10 protein-coding genes and 1 pseudogene are annotated in these 10,134 nt (G+C 68.2%); 10 read left to right on the top strand and 1 reads right to left on the bottom strand.

The window, feature by feature from the left end; all coding sequences use genetic code 11:
• Positions 1-128 (bottom strand): annotated as a pseudogene (locus ACIGHN_RS08665) (hypothetical protein); the annotation flags it as partial.
• Between the two features lie 214 nt (positions 129-342).
• Here ACIGHN_RS08665 and ACIGHN_RS08660 point away from each other — a divergent pair.
• The 10 genes from ACIGHN_RS08660 (at position 343) to ACIGHN_RS08615 (ending at position 9,901) form a co-directional block, all read left to right on the top strand.
• On the top strand, positions 343-1,473 hold the full coding sequence (locus tag ACIGHN_RS08660) for a tetratricopeptide repeat protein (protein WP_396504044.1): 1,131 nt from the start codon (positions 343-345) through the stop codon (positions 1,471-1,473).
• A gap of 78 nt (positions 1,474-1,551) precedes the next feature.
• Positions 1,552-2,835 carry a L,D-transpeptidase family protein gene (locus ACIGHN_RS08655; protein ID WP_396504043.1) on the top strand — a complete coding sequence of 428 codons (1,284 nt, stop codon included), beginning with the start codon at positions 1,552-1,554 and terminating at the stop codon, positions 2,833-2,835.
• On the top strand, positions 2,832-3,413 hold the full coding sequence (locus ACIGHN_RS08650; protein ID WP_056423139.1) for a peptidylprolyl isomerase: 582 nt from the start codon (positions 2,832-2,834) through the stop codon (positions 3,411-3,413). Before ACIGHN_RS08655 ends, ACIGHN_RS08650 begins: the two co-directional genes overlap by 4 nt.
• A 45-nt stretch (positions 3,414-3,458) precedes the next feature.
• Complete coding sequence (locus tag ACIGHN_RS08645; RefSeq protein ID WP_056418821.1) at positions 3,459-3,965, top strand: peptidylprolyl isomerase; 507 nt, start codon at positions 3,459-3,461, stop codon at positions 3,963-3,965.
• A 70-nt stretch (positions 3,966-4,035) separates the two neighbouring features.
• Positions 4,036-4,848, top strand: coding sequence for a UDP-2,3-diacylglucosamine diphosphatase (locus tag ACIGHN_RS08640; protein WP_396504042.1), 813 nt, complete (start codon positions 4,036-4,038; stop codon positions 4,846-4,848).
• Between the two features lie 49 nt (positions 4,849-4,897).
• Entirely contained in the window at positions 4,898-5,728 is an 831-nt protein-coding gene (locus tag ACIGHN_RS08635) for a zinc-dependent peptidase (protein ID WP_396504041.1), read from the top strand.
• 192 nt (positions 5,729-5,920) lie between these two features.
• Complete coding sequence (locus ACIGHN_RS08630; protein WP_396504040.1) at positions 5,921-6,628, top strand: transcriptional regulator; 708 nt, start codon at positions 5,921-5,923, stop codon at positions 6,626-6,628.
• A gap of 9 nt (positions 6,629-6,637) precedes the next feature.
• The gene (locus ACIGHN_RS08625) at positions 6,638-7,636 is read left to right on the top strand and encodes an ornithine cyclodeaminase family protein (RefSeq protein ID WP_396504039.1); all 999 of its coding nucleotides are present in this window, start codon (positions 6,638-6,640) and stop codon (positions 7,634-7,636) included.
• An 80-nt stretch (positions 7,637-7,716) separates the two neighbouring features.
• Positions 7,717-8,700, top strand: a complete 984-nt coding sequence (locus ACIGHN_RS08620; RefSeq protein WP_396504038.1) for a threo-3-hydroxy-L-aspartate ammonia-lyase — start codon at positions 7,717-7,719, stop codon at positions 8,698-8,700.
• Positions 8,701-8,728: 28 nt separating this feature from the next.
• Positions 8,729-9,901, top strand: a complete 1,173-nt coding sequence (locus ACIGHN_RS08615; RefSeq protein ID WP_396504037.1) for a DSD1 family PLP-dependent enzyme — start codon at positions 8,729-8,731, stop codon at positions 9,899-9,901.
• Positions 9,902-10,134: the final 233 nt, after the last annotated feature.

The following is a 10,134-nucleotide window of genomic DNA, read 5'->3' as shown; positions in this document are numbered from 1 at the left end:
CGGGCGTGGCCGATGTGGCACAGGTCGTAGATGGTCATGCCGCACACATACATGCGCACATGGCCGGTTTCGAGCGGGGAAAAGTCCTCCAATGCACGCGACAGCGTGTTGTAGATGCGCAAACTCATGGGATTTCAGTAACGGGGGATGGGTGGTGGGTGAAGCGAAATTCACCCGGCAGCAGGGGGCAAGGGCCCCCGGCGGGGGGGTTGGCCCGGTGGGGGCCTACAGCGAAATCACCCGCGGCAACAGCGTTCCGTCATGACAAACCCCCTCAGCTACAATCCGCCGCAGTATAAGCCCCCGCTCCTGCGGGCCGCTGCCCAACTCCCGGAATTCCCCATGAAGCCAGTCCTCCGCACACTTCCACGACTCCTGCGCCTGGCGGCGCTGACCGCGCTGCTGGGCGCGGGTGTGGCGCATGCCGACGACTACGCAGACATCGCGCAGTTGCTCAAGACCGGCAAGTCCGCCGAAGCGCTGGCCAAGGCCGACCAGCGCCTGGCCGCCAACCCGCGCGACCCGCAACTGCGCTTTTTGCGCGGTGTGGCACAGGCCGACAGCGGCAAGCCCGCCGACGCGATCACCACCTTCACCAAGCTGACCGAAGAGTACCCGGAGCTGCCCGAGCCCTACAACAACCTGGCGGTGCTCTATGCCAACCAGAACCAGCTCGACAAGGCCCGCACGGCGCTGGAGATGGCGATCCGCACCAATCCGAGCTACGCCACCGCGCACGAGAACCTGGGCGACATCTATGCCAAGCTGGCCAGCCAGGCCTACAACAAGGCCCTGCAGCTCGACGCCACCAACGCCAACTCCGTCAAGCCCAAGCTGGCGCTGATCCGGGAGCTGTTCTCCGCCGATGCGGCCAGCAAGACGGGCCGCCCGGCAGCCGCTGCCGCGCCGTCCCCCGTGGCGGCTGCAGCGCCCCGCCCTGCCCCGGCTCCATCGCCGGCTCCCACAGCTGCACCTGCCCCTGCGCCAGTGGCTGCAGCCACGCCAGCGCCCGCGCCCAAGGCCGCGCCAGCCCCTGCGCCCGTGGCCCCCCCCGCAGCTGCTCCGGCTGCCGCTGCGGCATCGCCCGCTCCGGCACCGGCGCCTGCGGCGGCCGAGGCCGGTGCGTCCGACGCCTCCGTGCAATCCGTCACCGCTGCCGTGCAGGCCTGGGCCGCTGCCTGGGCCGCCAAGGACATGAGCGCCTACCTGGGCGCCTACGACAAGTCTTTCGACCCACCGGGCCGCCAGACCCGTGCCGCGTGGGAGAAAGAGCGCGAAGCGCGCATCGTGGGCAAGTCCAAGATCAGCGTGCGGGTGTCGGACCTCAGCGTCGCGGTCAGCGGCGACAAGGCCACGGCACGCTTTCGCCAGGCCTACAGCGCCGACTCGCTCAACGTCACCAGCCGCAAGACGCTGGACCTGGTGAACCACAACGGCCGCTGGGCCATCGTGCGCGAAGCCACGGGCGGCTGATCGTGGCACCGCACACAGCGCCTGCGCCTGCCGCGCAGGCGTTTTTTCATTTCTGCCACCCCTGAACCAAAGACACGCATGCTGGTGGAGCTGACCGCACGACGCCGCCGGGCCGCGGCCGCAACCTTGCTGGCCGTGGCCATGGTGCAGGCCGGCCCGGGTTCGGCCCTGGCCCAAAGCCACAAGCCGCGTCGGGCCGCCACCGAGCCCGCACCGGCGGCCAAGCCGGTCGAGCTGCGCGACGGCCAGGCCGAGTCGCGCCTGCTGGCGGTGTACAGGCTCATCGGCGAAGGCCGCCAGCGCGAGGCCCTGGCACAGGCCGAAAGCCTGGCACGTGACTACCCCAACTTCCAGCTGGCGCAACTGGCCGTGGGCGACCTGATGATGTCGCGCACCCGGCCCATCCGCCGCATGGGCGATGTGCCCGAGCCGGACTCCACCCGCAGCATCCAGGCCGCCAGCGTGCTCGAAGAGCTGCGCAACGAGTCACGCCAGCGTGTGGACGCGCAGCGCAGCCGCCCGCCCGCGAACACCATCCCGGCGCAGTTCCTGGAGCTGTCGCCGCGCTCGCGCCATGCCATCGCCGTGGACGCATTCCGCTCGCGCCTGTACCTGTTCGAGAACACGGGCAAGGGCCTGCAGCTGGTGGCCGACTACTATGCGTCCGTCGGCAAGCTGGGCACCGAAAAGGCCACCGAAGGCGACCAGCGCACGCCGCTCGGGGTGTACTTCATCACCAGCCGCCTGGACCCCGCCACCCTCAAGGACTTCTACGGCGCCGGCGCCCTGCCCATCAACTACCCCAACCCGCTGGACCAGAGCCGCGGCAAGACCGGCAGCGGCATCTGGCTGCACGGCACGCCGCCCGACCAGTTCGCGCGCGCCCCGCTGGCCACCGACGGCTGCCTGGTGCTGGCCAACCCCGACCTCGAACGCATCCTGCGCACGGTGGAGCCCCGCTCCACGCCCGTCGTCATCGCCCGCCAGCTGCAGTGGGTGGCGCCGCACAGCGTGAGCGCCGAACGCAAGTCGTTCGAGGCCGTGCTCAACGCCTGGCGCAGTGCCAAGACCCAGGGCGACATGACGCGCCTGCTGGGCTTTTACGCACCCGACTTCCAGACCTACCGCAAAAAGCCGCTCGAAGAGTGGACCGAGGTCCTCAAGGCCGAGACCCGCGCGCTGCGGGGCCGGGAACTCCATCTCAAAGACAAGTCTTACCTTCGGTGGACAGATTCCGCCGACACCATGGTGGTAACGTTCGGCGAAGTCGCCGAAGGCGCCCGCACGGGCCCGGTCAAGCGCCAGTACTGGGCGCGACGGGGCCAACAATGGCAGATATTTTTCGAAGGAGTGATTGGATGATTTCCAGAAGAAATTCGACCCTGGCGCTTGCCAGCATTGCGCTGGCAGCTACTTTTTCAGTAGCAAATGTGCAGGCGCAAGAGGCCCCCAAGGTCAAGCTGGCCACCTCGATGGGCGACATCGTCGTGCAACTCGACCCTGCCAAGGCACCCAAGACGGTCGAGAACTTCCTGGCCTACGTGAACGACAAGCACTACGACGGCACGGTGTTCCACCGCGTGATGAACGGCTTCATGATCCAGGGCGGCGGCTTCACCGCCGACATGCAGCAAAAGCCCACCAAGCCCCCGATCGCGCTGGAAGCCAACAACGGCCTCAAGAACGACACCTACACCATCGCCATGGCGCGCACGGCCAACCCCAACTCGGCCACCTCGCAGTTCTTCATCAACGTGAAGGACAACGCCATGCTCAACGCCCCCAGCCCTGACGGCCACGGCTACGCCGTGTTCGGCAAGGTGGTGAGCGGCACCGACGTGGTCGACAAGATCAAGGCCGTGGCCGTGGGCAACAAGGGCCCGCACCAGAACGTGCCCAACACGCCCGTCACCATCAACTCCGCCACGCTGGTGAAGTGAGCCTTTTTGTTGATCCATTGATTCATTGATCGAAAGAACCTTGCCATGAGCAACCCCCAAGTCGAACTGCACATTGCCGGCTACGGCGTCATCACCCTCGAACTCGACGAAGCCAAGGCCCCCAAGTCGGTGGCCAACTTCCTGTCGTACGTGAACAAGGGCCACTACAACAACACCGTGTTTCACCGCGTGATCCCCGGCTTCATGGTGCAAGGCGGCGGCTTTGAACCCGGCATGACCCAGAAGGGCACCGACGCGCCCATCGAGAACGAAGCCAACAACGGCCTGAAGAACGCCAACTACACCGTGGCCATGGCCCGCACCAGCGACCCGCACTCGGCCACCGCCCAGTTCTTCATCAACGTGGCGGACAACGGCTTCCTGAACCACACCGCACCGTCGGCCCAGGGCTGGGGCTATGCCGTGTTCGGCAAGGTGGTCGGCGGCGCCGACGTGGTCGACAAGATCAAGGCCGTGAAGACGGGCCGCAAGGGCTTCCACGACGACGTGCCGAAGGAAGACGTGATCATCGAAAAGGCCGTCGCGCTCTGAGCACGACATTCCCCTTGAGCGCTGCGGCGGCCCCGGTTGCGGGGCCCGCGTACATCACGCAGCGCAGGGGATGACCGACACAAGCACTAGCCCCAGCATTTTTGTGACCACGACCGTGCCCCGGTTCGAGGAGCTCATCGCTCCCTCGCACTGGCGCACGGTCGAATTCATTTCGGACCTGCATTTGCAGGCCAGCGAACCCGCCACGGTGGCGGCCTTCGAGCACTACCTGCGCACCACAGAGGCCGACGCGCTGTTCATCCTGGGTGACCTGTTCGAGGTGTGGGTGGGCGACGACGCCATCGACGAGCCCGGCAGCTTCGAGGCCCGGGGCTGCGCCGCCCTTGGCGCAGCATCGCAGCGCAGTCCGCTGTACTTCATGCACGGCAACCGCGACTTCCTGGCGGGACCCGCATTCCTGCAGCGCACCGGCATGACCGGCCTCGCAGACCCCACGGTCCTTGTGTTCGGCCACCAGCGCATCGTGCTCAGCCACGGCGACCTGCTGTGCCTGGACGATGTGGACTACCAGCGCTTTCGCATCCAGGCGCGCAGCAGCGCCTGGCAGGACGCCTTCCTCGCCCAGCCCCTGGCCACGCGCCGCACCCAAGCCCGCGGCATCCGCCAGGAGAGCGAAGCCAAGAAGCAGTCCGGCGTCACCTACGCCGACGTGGACGGCCCTGCCGCCATCGGCTGGCTGCAGGCCGCCGGGGCCAGCACGATGGTGCATGGGCATACGCACCGCCCCGCAGAGCACACCCTCGCACCCGGGCTCGCTCGCGTGGTGCTCAGCGACTGGGATGCGGCCGCATTGCCCCCCCGTCTGGAAACACTGCGTTTGTCGGCACAGGGCTTGGAACGCATCGCACTCGACCCCAGGTAGGCTGTGTATTGACTTCCGGGGCCTGCCTTTGTCGGCATACCCTGACACCATGCCCCCCATCCTCAACCGGCTCTGGCGCCACGTGCGCACCACCGTCGCCCCCGTGCCCGACATCTCGGCCGCACTGTGGTTGCAGACGCTGCAGCGTTATCCCTTCCTGTCTGCGCTGTCACTGCACGACCAGTCCAAGCTGCGGGCGCTGAGCGCCCTGTTCCTGCACGAAAAGCGGTTCCACGGCGCGCACGACCTCGAGGTCACCGACGCCATGGCCATCGACATCGCCGCCCAGGCCTGCCTGCCGCTGCTGCACTGGGGCGACCCGGCCAAGGCCCTCAAGTGGTACGACGATTTCGTGACCATCGTGCTGCACCCGGGCGAGGCCGTGGCGCGTCGCCAGGTCGTGGATGAAGCCGGCGTGGTGCACGAACAGGCGCAGGTGCTGCTGGGCGAGGCGATGGACCGCGGCCCCATCATGCTCAGTTGGCAACACGTCGCCAACGCGGCCGAGAACACCGAGCGCGGGCACAACGTGGTGGTGCACGAGTTCGTGCACAAGCTCGACATGCGCAGCGGCGAACCCAATGGCTGCCCGCCATTGCCATCCGGCTTCATGGGCACGCGCACCGGCCGCGCCGCCTACGAGGCCTGGTGGTCCGCCTGGGAGCCGGCGTACGAGCAGTTCCGCGAGCGCGTGATCATGTCCGAACGGTTCGGCGCCGAGCGGCCCTGGCTGGATGCGTACGGCGCGACCTCGCCCTCCGAATTCTTTGCTGTGGCGTGCGAGGCGTACTTCGTCAACCGGCCCCGCTTCGCGCAAGAGTTTCCGTCGCTGATGCCGGTGCTGGACGCGTTCTTTCAGCGCCCTGTCCACACGGACTGACACGCGCTCTGCCGCAGCGGCGTGCCGCTTTGCACGTTGACCTGCGCAGCGTTGCATTGCGGTGGATACGACGGAGCGCTGTCGTCGGCGCATGTCCTGATGCCTGCGCGCGGGCGCCTGCTGACTCGCCTTCGCGATGGGGACTGGATTCCAGTTTTTGACAATTTGTCCATTTTTGGATAAATTGTCGACATGACCCGCCCAACGTCCTCCACAGCCTCGACGCCTTCCACGCCACCAACACCCCGTCAACGGACTGCACGGCCAGCGCGCCCCCGCACCGCCGAACACACGGTGCTGCTGTCGCAGATCGAGCAGGTCGCGCAGGGCCTGGCCGCCACCTTTGCGCCGTTTTGCGAGGTGGTCGTGCACGACCTGCTGGACCCGGGGCAATCCATCCTTGCGATCCACAACAACCTCTCGGGCCGGGCCGTGGGCGAGCCGACGACCGAGCTGGGCCTGGCGCGCATCGCCGACCCCGACTACCCCCAGGTGATCGCCAACTACGCCAACCAGTTTGCCGACGGGCGACAGGCCAAGAGCACGTCGGTGGGCATCAAGGATTCATCGGGCGAGTACATCGCCGCGCTGTGCCTGAATGTGGACCTCACGCTGTTTCGCAGCCTGCAGAGCGTGGTGGGGCAGTTCACCGCGATCGACGGCGACACGGGGCTCACCGAGTCGCTCGACCCTGCGGGCGCCGATGCGATCCGCCTGCGCATCGACCAGTTCGCTGCACGCCTGTCCACCGCGCCGCGGGCCCTCAAGGCCAGCGAGCGCCGCGCGCTGCTGCGCGAACTGCGCGAGTCGGGCAGCCTGGAGGTGCGCCGCGCCATGGAGGTGGTGGCGCAGCACCTGGGCGTATCGCGCGCCACGGTGTATGGCGACGTGGCCAAGTGAGGTGAAGGCATGAGCGCCCACCCCACCACCATCGACCGCGCACAGGCCGGCCTGCGGCTGCTCGACACCCACCAGGTCAACACGCTGCTGCAGCCGCACGACGTGCTGGCCGCTGTGCGCGAGGCCTTCACCCTGCACAGCCAGCGCGCGGGCCGCGTGTTCCCCGTGGTGCGCGAGGCGCTGGCCACGGGCGGGGTGTTCGGCATCAAGTCGGGCGATGTGCCCGCCCAGGGGCTGCTGGGCTTCAAGGCCGCGGGCTTCTGGCCCGCCAACCGCGCGCAGGGCGGCGAGCCGCACCAGGCCACCGTGATGCTGATCGACCCTGCCACGGGCCGCCCGCTGTGCGTGCTGGACGGCAATGCCATCACCACCGAGCGCACGGGCGCGGCCGGCGCACTGGGGCTGCAGCACCTCGCACGGGCTGACAGCGAGCAGCTGTGCCTCTTCGGCACCGGCGTACAGGCGCGCGTGCAGCTGCGCTATGCGCTGCAGGTGCTGCCTGCGCTGCGCCGGGTGCGCTATCTGGCGCATGGCGGGCAGCGCAACCAAGGCTTCGAGGCGGCGTTGGCCGACCGCTGCGACATCGCCCTGGCCACCGACGCGAATGCCGCCGTGGCCACGAGCGACGTGGTGATCACCGCCACGCCGGGCGGCGGCGCGCTGTTCGACGCAGCGGCCGTGCAGCCGGGCACCCACATCAACGCCGTGGGCACCGACACCCAGGGCAAGCGCGAGCTGCCCGAAGTCCTGCTGGAGCGCGCCCGCGTGTTCGTGGACGACGCCGCGCAAGCCCGCCAATTGGGCGAGCTGCAATGGGCGCCGCCCGGCCTGCCCTGCACCGAACTGGGCGATGTGATCACGGGCCAGGTGCAGGTGGCGCGCGGCGCGCAGGACATCACCGTGTTCGACATGACGGGCCTGGCCCTGCAGGACCTCACCGTCGCCCGCATGCTGCACACGCACGCCGTGACGCAGGGCGTGGGCACTGCGATGGCCTGGCCGTGGTGACAGGTACCGGCCCCCCGCCCCCTCCCCTCTCTTCATTTCCGCTTCCATCCCGCTTTCAACCACCAACACCCATCGTTGCCATGACCACTACCACCCCCATTGCAAACAGTCTCCCCACTTACGACGACGTCGTGGCTGCCGCTGGCCGCATTGCAGGCGTTGCGCACCGCACGCCCGTGCTCACCTCGCGCATCCTCGACGCTGAGATGGGCGCCCAGGTGTTCTTCAAGTGCGAGAACCTGCAGCGCATGGGTGCGTTCAAGTTCCGCGGTGCCTACAACGCGCTCGCCCAGTTCGACGCCACGCAGCGCAAGGCCGGGGTGATCGCGTTCTCGTCGGGCAACCATGCACAGGGCATCGCCCTGGCCGCGCGCGAGCTGGGCATGCCCGCCACCATCGTCATGCCGCAGGACGCCCCCGCCGCCAAGGTCGCGGCCACGCAGGGCTACGGCGCCCAGGTGGTGTTCTACGACCGCTACACGCAAGACCGCGAGCAGATCACCCGCGACCTGGCCGAGCGCGATGGCCTGACCATGATCCCGCCGTATGACCATGCCGACGTGCTGGCCGGCCAGGGCACCGCTGCCAAGGAGCTGTTCGAAGAGGTGGGCGAGCTCGACGCCTTCTTCGTCTGCCTGGGCGGTGGCGGCTTGCTGTCGGGCTCGGCCCTGGCCACACGCGCACTGTCGCCAAACTGCAAGCTCTACGGCGTGGAGCCCGAGGCGGGCAACGACGGGCAGCAGTCGTTTCGCAGCGGCTCCATCGTGCACATCGACACGCCCCAGACCATAGCCGATGGCGCGCAGACGCAGCACCTGGGCAACATCACCTTCCCCATCATCCGCCGCGACGTGGACGACATCCTCACCGTGAGCGATGCCCAGCTGGTGGACGCCATGCGCTTTTTCGCGACCCGCATGAAGCTGGTGGTGGAGCCTACGGGCTGCCTGGGCTTTGCGGCGGCGCGTGCACGGGGTGCAGAGCTCAAGGGCAAGAAAGTGGGCGTGCTGATCAGCGGCGGCAACGTGGACATGGAACGTTTTTGCAGCCTGCTCGCAGGGTGAGCCAGCCACACAACGAGGACCCTTTGCCATGCAAGAAGCACCCACCACCTCCCCTGCGATCCCCCTGTCCCAGGTCGACACGCCCGCTGCGCTGATCGAGCTGCCGCGCATGCAGCGCAACATCGCGCGCATGCAGGAGCGCATGAACGCGCTGGGCGTGCGCTTTCGCCCGCACGCCAAGACCGCCAAGTGCCCGGCCGTGACCCAGGCGCAGATCGCAGCCGGCGCGCAGGGCATCACGGTGTCCACCCTCAAGGAGGCCGCGCAGTTCTTTGCCCACGGCATCACCGACATCCTGTACGCCGTGGGCACCGTGCCGCACAAACTGCCCCAGGTGCTGGCGCTGCGCCGCCAAGGCTGCAGCCTGAAGATCGTCACCGACAACGTCGCCGCAGCCCAGGCCATCGTGGACTTTGGCCGTGAGCACGGCGAGGTGTTCGAGGTGCTGATCGAGGTGGACACCGACGGCCACCGATCGGGCATCCGCCCCGACGAAGCCGCGCTGATCGACGTGGGCCGGGTGCTGCACACGGGCGGCATGCGCCTGGCCGGCGTCATGACGCACGCGGGCGGCAGCTACGACCTGAACACCCCCGAGGCCCTCACCGCCCTGGCCGAGCAGGAGCGCGCCGGCTGTGTGCACGCGGCCGAACGCCTGCGCGCGGCGGGCCTGCCCTGCGCCGTGGTGAGCGTGGGCTCCACGCCCACGGCCCTGTCGGCACGCGACCTCACGGGCGTGACGGAGGTGCGTGCGGGCGTGTACGTGTTCTTCGACCTGGTGATGCACAACGTGGGGGTGTGCAGCACCGACGACATCGCGCTGAGCGTGCTGACCACCGTGATCGGCCACCAGGTGGACAAGGGTTGGGCCATCGTGGACGCCGGCTGGATGGCCATGAGCCGCGACCGGGGGACGCACAAGCAGTCGCGCGACTATGGGTATGGGCAGGTGTGCGATGTGGATGGGGCTGTGCTGGACGGGTATGTGCTGAGTGGTGCGAACCAGGAGCATGGGATTCTGTCGCTCGTTGGTGGTTCTGATGCGCCAGGCGTGGGGGATATTGCGCGGCGGTTTCCGGTGGGGATGCAGTTGCGGATCTTGCCGAACCATGCGTGTGCCACCGGGGCGCAGCATGGGGAGTATCGGGCGGTGGACGGTGGGGTGGTGGTGGGGGAATGGGGGCGGTTTGGGGGGTGGTGAGTTGGGCTAAGTTGGGCTTGTGTTCGACTGGTGCGTGGCTGTGTTTGGCTGCGTTGGCATGGTTACCGTGTGGCTTTGCGAGGGGCGGGGGCCGGGGTGTGCGCCCGGCGGCGCAGTAACTTTCTCTTGCGTCGCCAAGAGAAAGTCACCAAAGAGAAGGCGACCCCCTGGCTGCGTCCCCCTTCGCCCGGTGGGCGATGGGGGCAACCTGCGATGCTCGGAACTGGGGTGGT

Origin of the sequence: Acidovorax sp. NPDC077693 (genome assembly GCF_044542805.1) — a bacterium.
Taxonomy (GTDB): domain Bacteria; phylum Pseudomonadota; class Gammaproteobacteria; order Burkholderiales; family Burkholderiaceae_C; genus Acidovorax.
The sequence above is the reverse complement of the archived record's forward strand: the minus strand, read 5'-3'. Positions and strand labels throughout refer to the sequence as shown.

Excerpts from the sequence above, each read along its gene's own strand:
- ACIGHN_RS08660 (WP_396504044.1), top strand. The coding sequence starts at position 343 with ATGAAGCCAGTCCTCCGCACACTTCCACGACTCCTGCGCCTGGCGGCG.
- ACIGHN_RS08655 (WP_396504043.1), top strand. The coding sequence starts at position 1,552 with ATGCTGGTGGAGCTGACCGCACGACGCCGCCGGGCCGCGGCCGCAACC.
- ACIGHN_RS08650 (WP_056423139.1), top strand. The coding sequence starts at position 2,832 with ATGATTTCCAGAAGAAATTCGACCCTGGCGCTTGCCAGCATTGCGCTG.
- ACIGHN_RS08645 (WP_056418821.1), top strand. The coding sequence starts at position 3,459 with ATGAGCAACCCCCAAGTCGAACTGCACATTGCCGGCTACGGCGTCATC.
- ACIGHN_RS08640 (WP_396504042.1), top strand. The coding sequence starts at position 4,036 with ATGACCGACACAAGCACTAGCCCCAGCATTTTTGTGACCACGACCGTG.
- ACIGHN_RS08635 (WP_396504041.1), top strand. The coding sequence starts at position 4,898 with ATGCCCCCCATCCTCAACCGGCTCTGGCGCCACGTGCGCACCACCGTC.
- ACIGHN_RS08630 (WP_396504040.1), top strand. The coding sequence starts at position 5,921 with ATGACCCGCCCAACGTCCTCCACAGCCTCGACGCCTTCCACGCCACCA.
- ACIGHN_RS08625 (WP_396504039.1), top strand. The coding sequence starts at position 6,638 with ATGAGCGCCCACCCCACCACCATCGACCGCGCACAGGCCGGCCTGCGG.
- ACIGHN_RS08620 (WP_396504038.1), top strand. The coding sequence starts at position 7,717 with ATGACCACTACCACCCCCATTGCAAACAGTCTCCCCACTTACGACGAC.
- ACIGHN_RS08615 (WP_396504037.1), top strand. The coding sequence starts at position 8,729 with ATGCAAGAAGCACCCACCACCTCCCCTGCGATCCCCCTGTCCCAGGTC.